The 17,330-nt window shown below is 63.7% G+C and carries 22 protein-coding genes; all 22 read left to right on the top strand.

All coding sequences use genetic code 11. The features are described 5' to 3' along the window. The first annotated feature begins 736 nt into the window (after positions 1-736). Entirely contained in the window at positions 737-1,219 is a 483-nt protein-coding gene (locus tag IPG61_07750; protein MBK6733974.1) for a hypothetical protein, read from the top strand. 1,336 nt (positions 1,220-2,555) lie between these two features. After that, entirely contained in the window at positions 2,556-2,951 is a 396-nt protein-coding gene (locus tag IPG61_07745) for a glyoxalase (protein ID MBK6733973.1), read from the top strand. 157 nt (positions 2,952-3,108) lie between these two features. Continuing rightward, a complete protein-coding gene (locus IPG61_07740; protein ID MBK6733972.1) occupies positions 3,109-3,402 on the top strand; it encodes a type II toxin-antitoxin system RelE/ParE family toxin in 294 nt (97 codons plus the stop codon). Beyond that, the gene (locus tag IPG61_07735) at positions 3,368-3,733 is read left to right on the top strand and encodes a HigA family addiction module antidote protein (GenBank protein ID MBK6733971.1); all 366 of its coding nucleotides are present in this window, start codon (positions 3,368-3,370) and stop codon (positions 3,731-3,733) included. Before IPG61_07740 ends, IPG61_07735 begins: the two co-directional genes overlap by 35 nt. Before the next feature lie 100 nt (positions 3,734-3,833). Further along, positions 3,834-4,721: a hypothetical protein gene (locus IPG61_07730; GenBank protein ID MBK6733970.1), complete on the top strand. Its 888-nt coding sequence runs from the start codon at positions 3,834-3,836 to the stop codon at positions 4,719-4,721. Between the two features lie 65 nt (positions 4,722-4,786). Beyond that, on the top strand, positions 4,787-5,170 hold the full coding sequence (locus IPG61_07725) for a RidA family protein (protein ID MBK6733969.1): 384 nt from the start codon (positions 4,787-4,789) through the stop codon (positions 5,168-5,170). A gap of 101 nt (positions 5,171-5,271) precedes the next feature. Further along, on the top strand, positions 5,272-5,958 hold the full coding sequence (locus tag IPG61_07720) for a hypothetical protein (GenBank protein MBK6733968.1): 687 nt from the start codon (positions 5,272-5,274) through the stop codon (positions 5,956-5,958). Positions 5,959-5,996: 38 nt separating this feature from the next. After that, positions 5,997-6,794, top strand: coding sequence for a carbon-nitrogen hydrolase family protein (locus tag IPG61_07715; protein ID MBK6733967.1), 798 nt, complete (start codon positions 5,997-5,999; stop codon positions 6,792-6,794). A 113-nt stretch (positions 6,795-6,907) separates the two neighbouring features. Next, on the top strand, positions 6,908-7,939 hold the full coding sequence (locus tag IPG61_07710; GenBank protein ID MBK6733966.1) for a hypothetical protein: 1,032 nt from the start codon (positions 6,908-6,910) through the stop codon (positions 7,937-7,939). A gap of 653 nt (positions 7,940-8,592) precedes the next feature. After that, a complete protein-coding gene (locus tag IPG61_07705; GenBank protein MBK6733965.1) occupies positions 8,593-9,249 on the top strand; it encodes a hypothetical protein in 657 nt (218 codons plus the stop codon). 68 nt (positions 9,250-9,317) lie between these two features. Then, positions 9,318-9,839 (top strand): GrpB family protein, encoded by a 522-nt coding sequence (locus IPG61_07700; protein MBK6733964.1) that lies wholly within the window; start codon positions 9,318-9,320, stop codon positions 9,837-9,839. 2 nt (positions 9,840-9,841) lie between these two features. Continuing rightward, complete coding sequence (sugE, locus tag IPG61_07695; protein MBK6733963.1) at positions 9,842-10,162, top strand: quaternary ammonium compound efflux SMR transporter SugE; 321 nt, start codon at positions 9,842-9,844, stop codon at positions 10,160-10,162. A gap of 93 nt (positions 10,163-10,255) precedes the next feature. After that, positions 10,256-10,501 carry a hypothetical protein gene (locus IPG61_07690; protein MBK6733962.1) on the top strand — a complete coding sequence of 82 codons (246 nt, stop codon included), beginning with the start codon at positions 10,256-10,258 and terminating at the stop codon, positions 10,499-10,501. A 63-nt stretch (positions 10,502-10,564) separates the two neighbouring features. After that, positions 10,565-11,614 carry a 6-bladed beta-propeller gene (locus IPG61_07685; GenBank protein MBK6733961.1) on the top strand — a complete coding sequence of 350 codons (1,050 nt, stop codon included), beginning with the start codon at positions 10,565-10,567 and terminating at the stop codon, positions 11,612-11,614. Positions 11,615-11,684: 70 nt separating this feature from the next. Beyond that, on the top strand, positions 11,685-12,242 hold the full coding sequence (locus IPG61_07680; GenBank protein MBK6733960.1) for a hypothetical protein: 558 nt from the start codon (positions 11,685-11,687) through the stop codon (positions 12,240-12,242). A 60-nt stretch (positions 12,243-12,302) separates the two neighbouring features. Continuing rightward, entirely contained in the window at positions 12,303-13,397 is a 1,095-nt protein-coding gene (locus tag IPG61_07675) for a hypothetical protein (GenBank protein ID MBK6733959.1), read from the top strand. An 8-nt stretch (positions 13,398-13,405) separates the two neighbouring features. Then, entirely contained in the window at positions 13,406-14,032 is a 627-nt protein-coding gene (locus tag IPG61_07670; protein ID MBK6733958.1) for a hypothetical protein, read from the top strand. A gap of 38 nt (positions 14,033-14,070) precedes the next feature. Continuing rightward, positions 14,071-14,445, top strand: coding sequence for a hypothetical protein (locus tag IPG61_07665; GenBank protein MBK6733957.1), 375 nt, complete (start codon positions 14,071-14,073; stop codon positions 14,443-14,445). Positions 14,446-14,479: 34 nt separating this feature from the next. Then, complete coding sequence (locus IPG61_07660; protein ID MBK6733956.1) at positions 14,480-14,908, top strand: hypothetical protein; 429 nt, start codon at positions 14,480-14,482, stop codon at positions 14,906-14,908. 41 nt (positions 14,909-14,949) lie between these two features. Continuing rightward, positions 14,950-15,606 (top strand): hypothetical protein, encoded by a 657-nt coding sequence (locus tag IPG61_07655; protein MBK6733955.1) that lies wholly within the window; start codon positions 14,950-14,952, stop codon positions 15,604-15,606. A gap of 34 nt (positions 15,607-15,640) precedes the next feature. Further along, positions 15,641-16,090: a hypothetical protein gene (locus tag IPG61_07650; protein ID MBK6733954.1), complete on the top strand. Its 450-nt coding sequence runs from the start codon at positions 15,641-15,643 to the stop codon at positions 16,088-16,090. Between the two features lie 60 nt (positions 16,091-16,150). After that, the gene (locus IPG61_07645; protein ID MBK6733953.1) at positions 16,151-16,936 is read left to right on the top strand and encodes a hypothetical protein; all 786 of its coding nucleotides are present in this window, start codon (positions 16,151-16,153) and stop codon (positions 16,934-16,936) included. The last annotated feature ends 394 nt before the right edge of the window (positions 16,937-17,330 follow it).

Below are 17,330 nucleotides of genomic sequence, written 5' to 3'. Positions count from 1 at the left end.
ATATGGATAGGGCAGTGCATGAACTTTGTTTTGCTGGCGGTCGCGCCCGGCCGCGGCATTGAGTCTGGCGGCAATTTGCCGCGCTGACCACGGCGAACGTGCCTGCGATCGCACTCGAGTCCATGATCGTTGATCTTGCGGCCGTCGCATTGCTGGCAGCCGGCTGAAACTGAAGGTCGCCTCCATCGCCCGGCAGGCGGAATCATCCTGACAAGCCTGGATCTCGGAGTCACTTCACTCGCCTGGAGTCGGGATCAATTCCGGCTGACAGCCGCCACGAAGTTCGCGGTGGATCTGGCGGGCAGAAGCTTCAAAGTGCGCCGAGCTCGCCGTACTATTGGCGCCGGAATCGTGCCTGGCCTTGCGTTGCCCCGAACGGTCGGCAATTGAAGGAACGGGCGGGCTTCGGCGGCGTGGACGTGTTGCGACGGCCGAATTTGCTTCAAACAGGCGGGCTTATCGGGCTGCGGGCTGGAGTCTGGGACCCAATCGTACTCGTGGCCGGTAGGTCGATCCGGGGCGGCTTTGGGCAAGGTCATTGATTGTGACTTGCGGCAGGCGTAGACTCATGAGGGCTCGTTGCTTTCGGCCTGCCCTGGAGATCGGGCATCGAGCGTACTCATATAATCAGCTTGCAGCAGATTAAGCCGCCTGTCACGGTCCGGGTGCAGGGCACGGCCCGCGCCAGCCGTCTTCGCTGCTGAAGCAAGGTGTTAGCTAATCGAAGGATTGTGGCGTGACCGACAAAGCGCGTGTGCGGCCGAGAATTGGCGACGTCGTGCGCATTGTCGACGCCTCTGGTGCCGCCGCCTACGCGCAATACACACATAGGCACAAGATGTACGGGCCACTGTTGCGAGTACTCGGTCCAGCGTCGGCGCCCGCGTCGATAGCTGGCGACACGACTGCCGCTGAATTGGCAGCAATGCGCACGCAGTTCGTTACGTTCTTTCCACTCGGCGCGGCATGCCATCGCGGAATTGCACAAATTGTTGGGCAAGCGCCTGTGCCGGCGGAGGCGCAGTCGTTTCCCGTCTTTCGAGCGACGATTCGATTTCCGAACGGATCGGGCTCTCATTGGCTCTGGGACGGCGACAGACAATGGCGCATTGACTTGCTTTCGCAGGAGCATCGTGCACTGCCTCCACGGGCAATCGTCAACGACACGCTGCTCGTGGAGCGAGCGCATGCCGGATGGCGCCATGAGGATGAGTTCTAGGGGTGGCGAGCTAACCTCTGCTTGCAGCAGACGAAGCCGCCTGTCACGTCGCCTGCTTGCGCAGGCGCCGCGCCAGACGTCTTCGCTGCTGAAGCTGGTGTTAGGTGCGAGATGCGCCAAGGGAGAAAGGCGTGATGTGGCAATCTTGCGCTGAATGGAACGGCGGCATCGTATGTTGAGGGCAGGGCGCAAATTCCGGCACGCACGCAGGTTCTTGTGCGCGGTAGTCTTTGTTGCGGCGACTGGCGGCACATCAACGCTGATGGCCGCCGATGATTGCGACGAAGCCTTTGAACTGGCCATCGCGCACTTCGACCCTGGTCACGTGGTTGGGCTCGCCTACCTCAGTGAAGAAACGCGGTTTATGAGTAAGGCGCTGCGTCTTGGTCGCGCAACCGCCTGCGTTACCGGCGACCCGCACAATCCTGTTTACCGGGAGAATCCGGCGGCGGCCGGGCCGCATCTGTTGAGATCGCTGATCATATGTGGAGATGGAACGCCAGACTGCGCAGTCGCTCGCAATGCGAGCCTTGTGTCGTGTTGCGATGGCATCGCGGCAATCGAAAGCGCTTCGATGGATCGAGCGGGATCAGCGAGCGCAGTATGGCAATCATTTCAACTGTCAGGACCGTCAACTGGGGCAGAAATCATGTCTCAGCACTGCGCGGCGCCGATCGTCGAATGGCTGCGCGCAAATGGCGTTACCTCAATCTCGCGCTATTGTGCCGAAGCCGGCGCACGAACACCGGGTTGTTGGATTAGCTTGGATTTCCCCACACCGTGCGACCTTGCATTTGTGGCCACGAGACTCGAAGCTGACACGGCATTTGGCGCGCTGTTTCCGGGTTGCCGTCTAGTGCCATACATGGCCATCAATCGCCCGGGTATGCCGCCGGGGGCTTTGCGACTGGGAGACCGAAGTTCGAGGCAGGCGATTGACGTCAAGCGCGACCGGGAATACGCGGGGTTCGCGGGAGTTGTCCTGATCTTCCGCGCCAATAGCCGCCCCTGCAGGGGGCCCGTTGACAGAGAGAGGTTTGGGCGCGCATGCAAGGTCGTCGTCAAGAATGTTGGCGGGCTCCATGAAGACGAATGGCAACTGATAGTGGAATCTGTCTCTTTCATCCCCGGGTGGAGTCGCCCAGGGGATGCAGAGTAGGTGTCCGGTGTTGGGTGGGTGCAGGTATCGCCACGGTCCAGCGGATGGCCTGCGATCCACCTAACCAGAGCTTGCAGCAGACGAAGCCACCTGTCACGGTCCGTGCTTGCGCACGGCCCGCACCAGCCGTCTTCGCTGCTGAAGCTGGTGTTAGGCGGTTACACGAGTGAGGGATCTATGAGTGCATCAGTCCCCGAGGGCACCGAATTGGCCCGGCCATTCCTGCCGGCAAAAGACTTCAGCTTGTCCAAGCGCTTCTATGAAGCTCTGGGCTTCACGAAGGTACTGGATGACGAGGTGGCAATCTTCGGAATAGGGGCGAGCAGCTTCGTCCTGCAGAATTACTTCCAGAAAGACTGGGCGGAGAACTTCATGATGCAACTCATGGTGGACGACCTTGATGCGTGGTGGACGCACATGTCGTCACTTGATCTGCCTGCAAGTTTCGGCGTACCTGCACCAAAGCCGCCGACTGTCCAGCCATGGGGCCTGCGGATCGCCTACTTGGTCGACCCCTCCGGCGTCCTTTGGCACGTGGCGCAACGCCGGCCAGGCACCCAGCATGACAGATAGTGCTTCGATGGCTCCGCCTAGCAACAGCATGGAGCGGACGGCGCTGCGCGCGGCCGCTGATGCTGAGAGTTAGGCATCTCGGCATGTCGTGTGGATGCTCGTCGCGCCTCGGCGCAGGCGCTTGACGGCTATAACGGACCCCATTATAATGAGGCGCATGATACAGTCGTTCCGCAATGCCGGCACGGAAGACATCTTTGATGGCATCGCCTCTGGCGTCGCGCGAAGATGCTGCCCGCAGGTGCTTTGGGCCGTTGCGCGCAGGAAACTCGACCAGATCAACCGCGTGCGGGATGTAGCTGAGCTGAAAGGGCCCCCCGGCAATCACTTCGAGCGATTGAAGGGGAACCGCGTGGGACAACACAGTATCCGGATCAACGAACAGTACCGGATCTGTTTCGTTTGGAAGGACGGCCATGCCTACCAGGTCGAAATCACGGACTACCACTAGGCCCGGTCCTGGCCGGCTGCCGCGCAGGCGCCCGCCGACGCATCCTGGTGAGATGCTCCTCGAGGAGTTTGTGAAGCCGCTTGGGGTGACCCAGGTCGAGTTGGCGCGGCGTCTTGGTGTCTCGTATCCGCGGCTGAATGAGATCATCAAGGGACGTCGTGCCGTAACGCCTGATACGGCGCTGCGCCTTTCGCGCGTTGTCGGCATGTCGGCTGATTTTTGGTTGGGGCTGCAGCACGATTGGGATCTGTGGCAGGCGATGAACGGGCCGAATGCCGCTGAGATCAGGCGGCTGAAGCCACTCGTTGGCGACGGACGCGGTGTTGCCTAACCAGAGCCTGCAGCAGACGAAGCCGCCTGTCACGCCGACTGCTGGCGCAGGCGCCGCGCCAACCGCGCCCACTGCTGAAGCAAAGTGTTAGGTGGCACGGATGCCTCTGTCGCACTCACAACTACTTTTAGTCGCTGTACCGGCTGTCGCCGCCAGCATGGCGGTCCTCTCATTCGGCGCGGTAGGCGGGAGCACCTGGTTCATTCAGGTGCTCGCGATTTGCCTGGCGTGTGCGCTTGCGTTGGTGGGCGCGCGGCTGGGGCGCCGTACCCACGCACGTTCCCCGGCCGGCCCGATTATTGTCTTCACGCTGCTCGGAATTGCCTTTCCCCTGCTCGCGGAGGCGCCAGGGCCCGAGCGCTGGGCATCGCTTGGGCCGATAGACCTCTACATGGCGCCCGCCCTGTTGCCGTCATTCCTTGTTGCGTGTTCGGTCTGGATTGCCCGGGGAGGGCGATCTCAGCATCTTGCGTCCGCTGCAATCGTCGGCGCAAGCGTACTGCTGGCCGCCCAGCCGGATGCCTCTCAGACGCTTGCCCAGCTGGCCGCCTCGGCGGTAGCCGTCGCCAGAGCTCCATCAAGATCGCCAGTGTATATCGTTGCCCTGGCCTTTGCTGCCCTTGCCACAGCCTGGGCCTTCTCGCAGCCGGACCCATTGCAGCCCGTTGCGCACGTTGAGGGCGTCTTCGCATTGGCGCTTGGCCATTCGCTGTTTGCCGGTGCTGCGGTCATTGCCAGTGCAGTCGCTCTTGTCGTAGGGCTGCAGGTGAACTCGTCCGGCGGGCGGACCTGGCTGTCGGTGGTTGCCGCCTACTATGCGGTGCTGTTCGCGTGCTCTGTAGCGGGGCTGACGCCAGCGCCGCTGATAGGTTACGGCGCCGGCCCCGTGCTCGGCTTCGGGCTGATGGTCGCGTCGGCAAGCGGGCTCGACGCGAAAGCGCTGCCCAACAGTTCGTCGAAGCCGACGCCGCTTCGCGGCGCGGCTTGACTCATGTGTCGCGACAAGCGCAGTGGCACCGAATCCACTTCACTGCGAAACCTGGAGATGTCAACATGAAGCGCGTTCTCATCAGTTCGGGCTCGACCTTTGAGAGCGAGATTGGCTACAGCAGGGCAGTTGCTCAAGGAGATTGGGTCTTTGTCTCCGGAACGACCGGATTCGACTACGCGACGATGACGATATCGGAAGACATCGAGACGCAGACGGATCAGTGCCTGCGGAACATCGCCGCCGCACTTGAACAAGCCGGCGCAAGCCTGAACGACGTCGTGCGTGCAACCTACGTCCTGCCCGATGGCAGTGAGTTTTCCAAGTGCTGGCCCGTGCTGAAGAGGTACTTCGGAGCCGTCCGGCCCGCCGCGATGATGATCTCTGCAGGACTCGCGGATCCACGGATGAAGATCGAGATTGAAGTCACCGCATTCAGGCAGGCATAGTGGCCGTCGGCAACAGTGTCGACCGGTCACCTCCACGTTGGCTGGCCGAAGCCCTCCAGCGAGTGCACCTCACAGATCAGTCGGATTCAGGGAGACGCCCCATGAAGCCACTAGCTACTGTGTGCCTCGCCGTGATCCTTGCCTTCGCTGCGGTATGCAGCTGCAGCGGGGAGCCGGTAAGCCCCCAGCGCCGAGTGTCGCTCGAGCACACACTGGTCGGACAATTGCTGTTGCCACCTGGAGCCGGCAGCCGCGGCGTTGAAGTGGTGGTGACAAAAGAGCCAGGCGGTGGCGAGCCTGTTTTCGCGTGGGTGCTATTCGATGAGCACCGACTCTTTTCGCGCACTTTCAGGGAGACGGTGACCAGGGTCACGGTGACAGCAGGCGCCGAAGTCTATCGTGCCGACGCTGGAGACCTTCCGGAGGTCGATCAGGCGGGCCGGATCGACCTGGGTGTGATCGACTTGCGCGATCGATTGATGAGGCATCACCTCATGGTGCGCGCGGCTGACGGAATGCCGCCAGGCGAAGTTCGGGTGGCCATGTTCTCCGGCCCGCCTCCGGTTGGTCCTTTCGGTGAGACCGTGTCCCTGGGGTCGGGACAGTTTCCACCGGTTGCCCTGGATAGCGAAATGGAGTGGCTTGTACCGCAAGCGGCGCGAGATGTGTACTTTCTGGTTGAACGGCCTGCCGGATCGGGCCGCGGACTCGAGTGGCGCAGCGGGCAACAGAACCTGTTCGGTCCGTTCACGTCGGCGGACTTGCCAACCGAACTGATCGTAAAGTAAGCAGAAGCCACACCAAGGCAGGGAGGGCTGGCACGCCGATGAGTACGGTTCGCATCGCGCTCGCAAACGTCCGTGTTCCCGCGACAGCGCAGGAGTCCGTGCTGTTGGCAACATCAACGGTTGCCGAGGCGGGTCGACAAGGCGCGCTCGTGGTCTGCTTTCCTGAGTGCTTCATCCCGGGATATCGCTGGCCCGGTACGACCGCTCCACCGCCAGATCCGGCGTTTCTGGAGCGGGCGTGGTCCGATGTCGCGAACGCGGCCAGGGTTGCCGGCATCACGGTGATCCTGGGCACGGAGCGTGTGACGGACCGCGGTTTGCAGATCACGGCTTGCGTGATCAGTCCGGACGGCGCGATCGCGGGCTGGCAGGACAAGGTGCAGCTCGACCCGTCGGAAGACGCCATCTATCCCGCATTCGGTACGGAACGTCGCGTCTTCACCGCCGGGCCGCTCACATTCGGAGTGGTGATCTGCCACGAAGGATGGAGATATCCGGAAACGGTGCGGTGGGCTGCACGTCGAGGCGCGCAGATCGTGTTTCACCCGCATGCGCACGTCGCCGGGCCTGGAAGCTATCGTCCCGTCACGTTCGCTGATCCGGCCAATACGTTCCACGAAAAGGCGCTCCTGTGTCGTGCGGCGGAAAACACGTGCTACGTCGCTTCGGTAAACTGCGCAAGTGAGGGCTCCGGGACCACGTCGGCCGTCGTGCGTCCGGACGGTACCGTGCAGTGCTTTCAACCGTATGGGCAAGCGGGCTTGCTCGTGGCCGACCTGGATCTCCTTGCAGCTACAGGACTGCTCGCCTCGCGGTGCCGGACCAACCCGATGTAGGAGACGCTGATGCCGGCTGTGAGCGGGAATGGGCCTACCAACAGCAGGCAGCGGATTGCGGTGGGCATCGCCGCTGATCGGAATGGTGTCAGCCGGATTGAGTGGTACACCACATGAACGGCAAGAGAACGGCATTGGTGGCAACAGTCGTGGTCCTGCTGCTGTTACTTGACTCCGGGAGCAGGGCCCATCAAGTCACCGATACCGCGAGATCCAGGAACTTCATCTTCTTCGGAACCGACCGCCAGCGCATCTCCGAGACGGACTTCCTCGAGAACGAGCACATCGCAGGGGCCCAGCTCAAGTACACCTGGCGCGAACTCGAGCCTGAGCGCGATCGGTATGAGCTCCAACCGCTGCTCGACGACCTTGCGTTCCTCGAGAGGCACGGCAAGCGGCTCTTCGTGCAGCTTCAGGACGTATCGTTTTCCGAGGACATCCTGGTCCCCGACTACCTCCAAACGGACCCGGCCTTCGGGGGTGGTGTCGCGCGCAAATACGAGTACGAAGGAGACGACGAGTCCAGGGCGCACTTCGAGGGCTGGGTGGCGCGACGCTGGGATCCGGCCGTGCGCGCCCGGTTCATCAGGCTGCTCGAGGTGCTCGGCAGGGAAGTCGATGGACGGATCGAAGGGCTCAACCTTGCTGAGACATCCATCGGCTTCGGCGAGAGCGGCAAGCTCCATCCCGCGGCGTTCACCTACGAGAGCTATGTCGAAGGCATCAAGGCCATCATGGTCGGGGCCCGCAAGGCGTTCCCGCGCTCCGTTGTGATCCAGTATGCCAACTTCATGCCGGGAGAGTGGCTCCCCTGGACCGATCACGGATACCTCCAAGCGGTCTACGCCTGGGCCGACAGCATCGGGGTGGGCGTGGGCGGGCCCGATCTGCTCCCGCACCGCAAGGGGCAGCAGCATCACAGCTACCCGCTGATCGCGGCACGCGGTTCCAAGATCCCGGCCGGCGTGGCCGTGCAGGATGGCAACCTCGAGGAGACCAACCCCGCCACGGGGGAACGCGTAACGGTGGCGGATCTGTATCGATACGCGACGGAACGGCTGCGACTCGACTACATCTTCTGGGGGACGCAGGAGCCGTACTACTCGGAGGAGATCCTGCCGTACCTTAATGGTCTGGGCCCGTAGGGCGTGTGCGGGTATCCGTCATGCCGCACGCCCTCGTCCACGCCAAAGAGCGTTCTTCTGTCGCTTCAAGTGGCAGTCGGTTGGGAAGTTGTCCGGATCGGCGTTTCTGGGATATACTTCACGGGTACCTGCTCGGAAGAGCGACATGACGACTTTCGAGCCGTTGGACACACAGCGCGAACAGCGTTTGATGGAGCCGCCGTCAGGGCCGGCGGTACGGGGAATGACAGCAGCAAGAAGGTCGAGGACATGACAACTGTTCGTCAGGGCTTGGGCTATCGGTTGGCATGGTCCGTCAGCGCCGCCCTTATCTCTTTGTACTCCCTCACACTTGTCTTCACCGATGCAGGCTGGGGTCGAGGCTTCACGACCGTGGCTTGGGCCCTGTTCGCGGTTTCGTGGTTTCAGCAACCACCCTATGTCCCCAGACGTCTGGCCACTGCTTCGGGCGGCAGCGCGGCCCTTTGCATCGGCTCGCCCGGGTTGCGCGCGGTTCTGGGCCTTGTGGGCGTCGTGCTTCTGGCGCTGGGGTCCTATATTCGGTTGGAGCCCGAACAACTGACACTTCGGTCGCGCCCACCCGCTGCGGCGGCCGGCAATTGCCTTCGTGTTCTCGTCGCACGTAGATTGATTCCAGCATAGGGAGGACTGCAATGCGCCCGAGAATCCAGATTGCCGTAGCAATAGCGGCGACAATGCTTGCAACAGCAGCCTGCGATGCCACCGCGCAGGTCGGCACCGATCCTGTGCCGGATCTCGTACTGTCGACGTCCTGGTTTCCGTCCTATCTGCCCCAGGCTCCCGTCCTGCTTGTCGTGCCGGATGGAACGGGCCCCTCGTTCGAGGAGGCGCGGCTCATCAATGGACAGACGGTCAATCGCAAGATCACGCTCTGGGCGCTTGACGGTGGAGGCTTCCCCATTTCCAACATGCCGTACACTGCCTGGAGCCTGCGGTGGCAGGATGGCGGGGTCGCGGCTTGCGAGAACGGCCTTGCGGCGACTTTCAATACGCGCGCGAACGGGTCCACGGATTGGATTGCGCCTCCGCACGCCGGAGGCCACAGCCAGTCCCTGGTCCGGGTCTATTGGCAGGGGTCACAACCGCTCCTGTCGAACACGGGAATGCTGCTGAGCGTCAATAGTCCGGACATCAACGGCGACCTCTCCGTGGACATCGCCGACGTGGCCGACTTTGCAGCGGACTACTTCGGCGCGTACGCCTTCCGCTCCGACCTGGCATTTGACGGCGCCATCAATCTCACGGACATCAGCGTACTGGTGTCGAAGATGGGCAGGAGTTGTCCGTAGTCCCAGCGTGGCGCCGGCCGCGCCGCGCGCGGCAGGTCAGCCCGATCGTTCGGCCGCGGAAGGCGCACATGCCCGAAGTCCATCTCAGTGAGTACCAGGACACGTGGCCTACGCAATACGCGCAGGTCGCGGCCGAGCTCCGATCAGCGATCACTCACCCCGGCATTGTTCCTGAGCACATCGGAAGCACCGCGGTTCCCGGGCTCTGCGCCAAGCCGGTGCTTGACGTCCTTCTTGGCGTGGCGGCACTCGACGAGGTGCAAGCCAGTGTCGCGGCCCTCGCGTCGCTCGGTTTCGTCTACCGTCCCGAGTATGAGCTGCAGATACCCGACCGTCGGTACTTCGTAAGGGCTGAAGGCGTGACGCCGCGCGTGCACATCCACGCCGTCGTGCTGGGGGGCACGCTTTGGCTGCAGCATCTCGGGTTCCGCGATGCGATGCGCGCGAACGAAGACATCACGCGGGCCTACGCCGAGCTGAAGCGGCACCTGGCCGTGCTGCACGCCTCGGACAAGGCCGCCTACACCGAGGCCAAGGCGCCGTTCATCAAGCGTGTCCTTGACACGACAGCCCCACCAGAAGAGGGATAGTCATGAAGTGGTTCATTCTCATCGTGGCGGGCCTGTTCGAGATGGGTTGGGCGGTCGGGCTCAAGTACACCGACGGCTTCACCCGCCTGTGGCCGACCGTCGGCACCGCGGTTTCCATGGTCATCAGCCTGGGATTGCTCGGCATCGCCATGAAGTCGCTGCCGCTCGGTACGGCCTACGCGGTATGGGTCGGCGTCGGCGCCGTCGGGACGGCGATCCTGGGCATTGTCCTGTTCGGTGAGTCGGCCAATCCCATGCGCCTGGCAAGTCTCGGCCTGATCATCGTCGGCATTATCGGCCTCAAGATCGCAACTCCGGCCTGACCGGCGGTGCCTGACTGGACCTGCAGGAGGGAATAGACGGGGACAAACAATGTCTGCCGGGTTACTATCGGGCTGCGAAATGGAGGGTGCATCATGCAGAAGATTTCCGTAGGTATACTTGTCCTGCACGCCGCGATTCTCTGCTTCCAGTTGTTGGCCATGCGGCTGTTTCCGCGGCAGCGCAGCGCGATCCCGGGCACATACCTGATCCTCATGCCCGTCGGCGCCGGCACCTTCATGGAACTCGACTCCTGGTTGCCGCCGGTGTTCGTGGTCGCGGGCCTGGCCCATATCCTGTACATGGCCAACCGCAATGCCGTCGCGGCAGCGAAGAGTTGATGCGCGCCGCGGGGAACGCCTGGATGATCTCGGTGTGATGGTCTCGCTTGATGGAGGCATATCATGGGAAACCTGCTGCAAACATGGCGAACAATGGCCCTGGGTGCGATAACCGCCATCGGGCTCGCTTGTGCGCTCTCGTCGCAGGCGGCGCATGCCGGTGGGCCCAACCTGGTACTGGATGCGGACCTGACCCTGGGCGGAGCCGAGGTTGCGGACGAGTACTTCTTCGGGAGCGTTTCCTCCGTTGTGGAAGACTCGAAGGGCAACATCTACGTCCTGGACCGGAATCTGCCCGCCCTCATGAAGTTCTCGCGGGATGGCGAGTTGCAGCAGGTGCTGGACAACGCCGGTGACGGACCCGGTGACCTGATGTCGCATCCGAGTGCCGCCATCGACAGCCATGACCGGATCTACATCGTCGGGCACGGAGGCCGCGTGGAGATCCTCGATGCGCAGCTGACCCACGTGGGCTCGTTCGAGCGCCACAATGCCGTGGACCTGCCGCGGGCCATCGCCGTCTTCGCGGACGGATCGGTCGTGATCTGTGTCCGGGGCCGTCAGGACGAGACGATCATTGACCTGTATGGCCCGGATCACGCGTACCGGAAGTCCTTTTCGGACAACTATGTGAAGGGCCGCAACACGCCGTGGTACGTGGGAACCACCTACATCGGCGGTGACCTGGCGATCATGGCGCCCGATGCCCTGGTCTATGCGCAGATGGCGCCCTACGCGATCCGCAAGTTCGACAAGGCGGGAAACCTGCTCGTGGAAACCAGGGCCGGCGGCGCCGACTATGTACCGGAACCGCCCATGCCGGAAGTCGATGGCGACCGGATCACGTACCACATGTTCCCGGCCACCTCGGGCATCGTGGCCTTGTCGAACGGGCATGTCCTGGTCACATCCTTCAGCCGGGGCGAGAACGACGCGGGCCGGAGCCTGCTGTGTCTCTACGACAGCAACGTGGCGCTGGTGGCCGTTGGAAGCTCGGCCGGATTCGAGTCGGTGGTCGGTTCGGGGCGGGACGGCGCGGTGTATCTCTATCGGAAGGGCGAAGAGCACAACGTGGTTGTCCGTGCCCACGTGGGGCAGGTGAAGGGCAGATAGTAGCCTGCAGCTGTCGTTCGCGGTCTGCACGGGCCGCGCGGGGCTCTCTTGTACCGGGAGGTTGTGGCATATGTCAGGCGCGCGTCCATTCTCCGGGTTGCTGACCGTTGCCCTGTGTCTGCTCACCTGCATGCTGGTGGGCGCACTGGCCTGCGGAGGCCGTATCTTTGATCCCAGCCTGTCCAGCTTCCAGTTCATTGCCGGCGGCCTGGTCGGCGGCGCGTTCCTGGTGGCCATTCAGGCGCGCCGCCTGGAGTACGTCGCCGGAGTCGGTGTTGTCGCGTTCGCCTTGACCTCGGCCATCTCGGGGTCCTGGTCCGCCAGCCTGCTGGTCCGCAATGCGGTCTGGGTGAGCGCATTGCTTGTCGCGGTCCTTGGGGCCCTGCGCATTGAAGACGGGATGCGGCGTGTTTCGTTCGGAAAGTTCGTTCTGTGGGCCGTCGTTTTTGGTATCGTCTATCTGTGCGCGCTGGGGGTGCTCCGCCTGTTGCGGCCCGGCCCCGTGAATCCCGAAGTGGTGATCGCGAACCTGAAGCTGGGTGTCCTCATCGGCGCGGGGATTGGCCTTGGACATGAGATCGCCGAAAGAGCGCGATGGAACCGTCAGCGGTTGTCGTCGCAGCTGTGAGTCGCGCGTGTTGCGTCAGCGTACGCAACGGACATGATCACGACGAAGTGGAGCAAGGCAATGCCGGTTTCGTGCCTGCGGGAAATGGAAAATGCTCGCGCCCATGGCTGGTTGTCGCGGCGGCACAAGCTTGTCATCATCACGGCCATGATCCTGTGCGTCGGGGCATGCTCGGATGATGACAAGAGCCCTGTGGCGCCAGGGCCCGTCGATGCCCCCGGCACCCTCAGCCATCACCGGCTCTCCTGGAGCCTGGCCAGCCTGCCGGTCGACCCGGCGGCCGGCGGCGACACGCCGCGGACATTCACCGCCAACGACCGGGTCGAGACCATCCGCTGGTTCCTGCTGAATCCCCCCGTGCTGCGCCGCTACCTGGAACCTGACGTTGGGCAGGAGGAGGGCGAGGCCCCGGTGCCCGCCCTGGAGCTGTATCTACGTTCGGAGACGGGCGCGTGGGAGACATCGAGCTGGGGCGGCATCATGTGCAGCCCGACGGCCACGGGAACGGGGTTCCCGGACATGTCGGGAATGGCCTGGCTCGACATCTGGGTGAACGACGGCATCGTCGATCCGGACCAGCGGACCGGACGCCTGCACGTGGACTTCGGGCGCCTGGACGAGGACGGCTACTGGCCTCGTGACTATGAAAACCAGCTGGTAACGAGCCAGTTCGAGCAGGAAGACGGCATTCTCGGGGAGGAACCGGACGGTGTCTGGACTTACATGGAGGACATCGGCCTGAATGGCTGCTATTACGATGCGTGTGTGTACGGCGCAGATTACGAGTGGGAATTCGACTCACCGTACCCGCGGATCAACAACATGGCCCGGAACAATCGCGAAGACACGGAAGACCTTGACCACAATGGACAGTGGGATCGCGCGAACAGCTACTTCAGCCATGTCATCGACCTGGCCGCGGCAGTGCCCATGATCGATGTCGTCCAGGACTATGACAACGTCCAGGATCTCATCGATGCCGGGATCTCCTGGCGTCTGTACCGGATCCCCATTCGGCGCGGCCTGACGATCGTGAACGCTGGCGGTGAGCCCGACCTGGCCGACGTGCGGCACTTCCGGGTCTGGCTGGAGGACGCGTCGATTTCCGGGATGTTGACGCGGCGGGTGCAGTTGGCGGGGATCCGCTTCCATTGAGGTGCGAATTGCGTACGCAGCTGGCGAACCGGAGATTGCGCGCCATAGCGTGCGCGGCTGCACTGCTTGTGGTGCTTGTGCCGGCGCTCGTGCATGGGCAGGCCATCAGCATCGAGTACGACCTGAACACTCCGGCGTACCGAACCCAGGGCTATGAGGGCGCGCCCGACCTGGACTACAGCCGCCGCCTTTCCATGAGAGTCGGCTACCTGTCGAAGAATTTTGCGAACAGCGACCGTACGCAGCGGTGGGGCCTGTTCTTCGCCCACCGCGGCCTGGATACGATGCCGCCCGAGATCGCGCCGAACGTCAGGCACTATTCGGCGAACTCCGTGGAGGCCGGATACGATCGGCTCGTGTTCAAGCGTCCATGGATCTGCGTGTCGTTCGGTGTTTCTGCGGGAGCGGCCGTGGTCACCCATGAAGACATCTACTCGCGGCAATGTGATACGCTCCTCTGCAATTCATCGGACGGCGGCCTGTTCCTGACGGGGTCGGGGACCTGCGTGTTCCCCGTGTCGACGAAGATCGGCCTCGTGATCGGGGCGCGGGGCTGGCTGCTCAGCAAGGGGCGGGAGGCCCTGTTTCCGTTCGAGTCGGGACCTGTGGTGTCGGTCGGGTTGCAGTTGAGTTGAAGTGGAGTTGCATGATATCCGCTCGCAGGACAGTGATCGTGATCGGCATCCTTGCCGGTGCGCTCCTCAGTGGCGCCTGTTCGCCGGCGTATCACCGGGTGCGCCCGCAAATCTCCGGCCCCGGCGCCGAGGTGTCGTGGGCGCCCGCGCGTGTCGGCGGCGAAGCGGAAGTGACGGACCTGTCGGGCGTGCACTGGACGGGAACGGTTGTCTCCCTGGGGGATTCAATCGTGATCCGCGCCGATGACCGGCCGCTGGCCGGCCGCCATGCCTTCGCGCCCGACCAGATCGCATCCGTGCAGTACCGGCCCAAGGCCATCGGCAGCGAGAAGCCGGTCTCGGCGGTGTTTGCCATCGTCCTGGGGGCGGCGGCACTATTGGTGCTGGTATTGTCGCAGATGCCTTTCAGTTGATGTCGACAGGTGCGGATCGACCCTGGAGTGAACCTTGATCAGCCAACGCCGCGAGCCGCCCATCAGAGAACCGGCGCTCCTGCTCGCCCTTGCTCTACTCCTGGCGACCCTCACGGGTTGTGCCACCTATAGGGCCGCCCGTCTGCCCGGCGAGATCGCGCAACTACCCGCGGACGGGCGCGAACAACCCCAGCTGTTCGTCGGCGCGACAGCGCGCGTCGTGTATCCGGATGGCGCAAGGTCGGCCGGCGAGATCACCGCGCTCACCGACTCGACGTTCACCATCGGCCGCGTCGGCAACTTCGGTGTCGAGGGGCGCACCCTGACGCGTTCGGAGATCACGCTTGTGGAAATGGAGGACCAGGCGAGCTTTGGTTCCGTGACCAAGGCCACACTGACGGGCATTGCCTTCCTGGTTGTGGTCGTTGGCGTCCTGTTCGTCACTCAATCGTCGTTCGAATAGCGAAACGAGTACTTGCGATGCGTGTACCAGGATGGAAGCGGATGATGGTCGCCAACCTGTCGACGGTGCTTGCATTGGCCGCCACCGCAGCCGGGGCGGCGCCGTTCGAGGGCATCGGGATCAAAGTCGGCGGCACCTCGTCCCATATGCGCCTCGATGGCCCGGGCTACGGGAGTTCGGAGGCGAACACGGGCCTCGTCATCGGCTCGTTTGCGGATGTGGCCCTGTCGGCGTCGGTGGTCTTCCAGCCGGCGCTCGTCTTTGTGCGCCGAGGCGGCACCTACCACGACCTGTCGTCGTCGCTGACCAATAGCCAGGTCGAGGTCGACGAGCTTGTGCTGCGGCGCGACTATCTGGAACTGCCGCTTCTCCTGCGGTACAATGGTCCCTGGCGCGAAAAGCTGCCGCTGGCCCTGATCGCCGGCCCGTCGCTGGGCTGGGTTCTGGCGTACGAGGTCGAGGAGGACGGCCAGGACCTGACCCGACAGGTCACGGAGGACGGCGTCGAACTCGACCGGGAGTCGGGCGGGTATGACCTGGCCCTGCTGCTCGGCGCCGGATTCACCCACTCGCTATGGGGTAGGCCGTTGACCCTGGATGCGGTGTACAGGATGGCTTCGGACGGCACGTCGTCTGATGCGCCCGGCAGCAGCTTCGTGGCCGATGGCATCGACGTGACGTTGGGATTGCGGTTCTAGGGCTGCGTACGCGCGACGCGGAAGAGGTCGGATTGTGCGAAGATTCGCCGTTGCCACGCTCGTGCTTGCCGCGCTGGCCTGTTCCGGTTGCTCTGATGACGACCCGGCGGAATCACCGGAACCGCACATCAGCGATTCGGGCACCCTGGTCACCATCCATGAGTACGCCGACGGCGCGATCTGGGAGTATGTCTTCCAGGGTGTCACGTTCTTCGGCGACATGCGCGTGTCCGACTACGAGTATGCCCTCAGCGTGGCCGAGCCCCGGTACCTGGAGGGTGAGGTTCTCCTGAGCGTCTCCAACAGTCGCGTGTTTCCGCCGTCGCAAGCCGGTTCCGCGAGTTCGCCGGTAGATGGCTTTGCACTGAGGACCTGCACCGCGGATTCAGCGGTCTTCTGTGACGAGGGAAGGATCTTCGTCTTCAGGCCGACCGCGGACGGCTTCGGGCTGGACCCCATCATGTCCTGGTTCATCACGCCGTAGCTGGCGACACATGAAGGCCCCGGTTCCCGTCGGGACCAGGGACCGGGGAAGGGACCACTGATGATTGCCTGGCGACTGGTGCGGGGACTCGGACTCATCGGCGCCACGGCGCTTGCGGCCCTGTCCTGCGGCGAATCCACGCGTCCGGACGGAGCCGGCGCCGGGCCCGCCACCCATCAGATACTGACTGTCGCGGCGGAGCCGACTGGCGATTGTACCCCGTTCCCGCTCTTCAGCATTGATCCGTCGCAATTGACGCGCTCGGGGTCCGTCTATGGCGGCATGGAGATTCGGTGGGACTTCACCAATGATGGGCGGTGGGATACCGGGTTCGGGCCGATGGCGATCATCGACGAGATCTCCCTGTATCCCCTGCCGGCGCGGACCTGGACGGCCCGCTGCGAGATCCGGAGCGCCGACGGCGAGGTGGAAGGCCGGACGGTGTCCACCCCGATGCCGGCGTGGGCTCCGGTCACTCCCGACGTTGTCGCCGGTCCCGGCGCGCGGGCGATGAAGTCGGAATCCGGCGAAGCCATGGGCGACACGATCGTGGCCGGGCGCGGCTTCTACGCATGTGTGGAACGACGGGATTGGCTTACGGGACAGAGGCAGCGGACCCCCATGATGGCCTGCTATGTCGATGGTGTGATGGTTGCCGAAGAGGCGAGCGCGCGTGTGACTCCGCGTCGGCACGTCTGCGCCTTTTCCTGCATCCGGGTCCGTGACGGCATCATGGCACCCGGGCCTCACACCATCACCATTGTCCTTGATTCACGCAATGATGTCGTCGAGACCAATGAGGACAACAACAGCGTGACCTACGACGTGTTCGTCGTGGATCGGTGAATCGCCCGCCGCCGGCGGCGTTGGCGCCGGCGTGCGCGACAGGTGAACGAAAGGCTGCGGCAGTGCGCTGCTTCATGATGCTTGCTATGGTTCTCGGCGTGGTCCTGGGTGCCGGATGCTCCCGGTACGCGACCGTTGCCACCCCATGGACGGGCAGGCCCAGCACGCCCGAGTTCACGGCCGGTGCCAGCGTGCAGGTCGGCGACCGGGCACGGATCACGACGCGGGATGCGCGGATGCTTGAGGGCCCGATCGTCGCCCTGGACTGCCTCGCCGTCACCCTCCTGATGGATTCGGGGGCGGGCAACGTGCAGGTGATACCTGCCACCGACGTCGTCAGGTTCGAGAAGCGGGCAGCTCGTGGCGCCCGATCAGGACAGCGGCATTGGTCGTG

The sequence above is a fragment of the bacterium genome (genome assembly GCA_016703265.1).
Classification (GTDB): domain Bacteria; phylum Krumholzibacteriota; class Krumholzibacteriia; order LZORAL124-64-63; family LZORAL124-64-63; genus CAINDZ01.
Note: the sequence above shows the minus strand (reverse complement) of the source record. Positions and strands in the feature narration are given on the sequence as shown.

Excerpts from the sequence above, each read along its gene's own strand:
- IPG61_07745 (MBK6733973.1), top strand. The coding sequence starts at position 2,556 with ATGAGTGCATCAGTCCCCGAGGGCACCGAATTGGCCCGGCCATTCCTG.
- IPG61_07740 (MBK6733972.1), top strand. The coding sequence starts at position 3,109 with ATGATACAGTCGTTCCGCAATGCCGGCACGGAAGACATCTTTGATGGC.
- IPG61_07735 (MBK6733971.1), top strand. The coding sequence starts at position 3,368 with ATGCCTACCAGGTCGAAATCACGGACTACCACTAGGCCCGGTCCTGGC.
- IPG61_07730 (MBK6733970.1), top strand. The coding sequence starts at position 3,834 with ATGCCTCTGTCGCACTCACAACTACTTTTAGTCGCTGTACCGGCTGTC.
- IPG61_07725 (MBK6733969.1), top strand. The coding sequence starts at position 4,787 with ATGAAGCGCGTTCTCATCAGTTCGGGCTCGACCTTTGAGAGCGAGATT.
- IPG61_07720 (MBK6733968.1), top strand. The coding sequence starts at position 5,272 with ATGAAGCCACTAGCTACTGTGTGCCTCGCCGTGATCCTTGCCTTCGCT.
- IPG61_07715 (MBK6733967.1), top strand. The coding sequence starts at position 5,997 with ATGAGTACGGTTCGCATCGCGCTCGCAAACGTCCGTGTTCCCGCGACA.
- IPG61_07710 (MBK6733966.1), top strand. The coding sequence starts at position 6,908 with ATGAACGGCAAGAGAACGGCATTGGTGGCAACAGTCGTGGTCCTGCTG.
- IPG61_07705 (MBK6733965.1), top strand. The coding sequence starts at position 8,593 with ATGCGCCCGAGAATCCAGATTGCCGTAGCAATAGCGGCGACAATGCTT.
- IPG61_07700 (MBK6733964.1), top strand. The coding sequence starts at position 9,318 with ATGCCCGAAGTCCATCTCAGTGAGTACCAGGACACGTGGCCTACGCAA.
- sugE (MBK6733963.1), top strand. The coding sequence starts at position 9,842 with ATGAAGTGGTTCATTCTCATCGTGGCGGGCCTGTTCGAGATGGGTTGG.
- IPG61_07690 (MBK6733962.1), top strand. The coding sequence starts at position 10,256 with ATGCAGAAGATTTCCGTAGGTATACTTGTCCTGCACGCCGCGATTCTC.
- IPG61_07685 (MBK6733961.1), top strand. The coding sequence starts at position 10,565 with ATGGGAAACCTGCTGCAAACATGGCGAACAATGGCCCTGGGTGCGATA.
- IPG61_07680 (MBK6733960.1), top strand. The coding sequence starts at position 11,685 with ATGTCAGGCGCGCGTCCATTCTCCGGGTTGCTGACCGTTGCCCTGTGT.
- IPG61_07675 (MBK6733959.1), top strand. The coding sequence starts at position 12,303 with ATGCCGGTTTCGTGCCTGCGGGAAATGGAAAATGCTCGCGCCCATGGC.
- IPG61_07655 (MBK6733955.1), top strand. The coding sequence starts at position 14,950 with ATGATGGTCGCCAACCTGTCGACGGTGCTTGCATTGGCCGCCACCGCA.
- IPG61_07645 (MBK6733953.1), top strand. The coding sequence starts at position 16,151 with ATGATTGCCTGGCGACTGGTGCGGGGACTCGGACTCATCGGCGCCACG.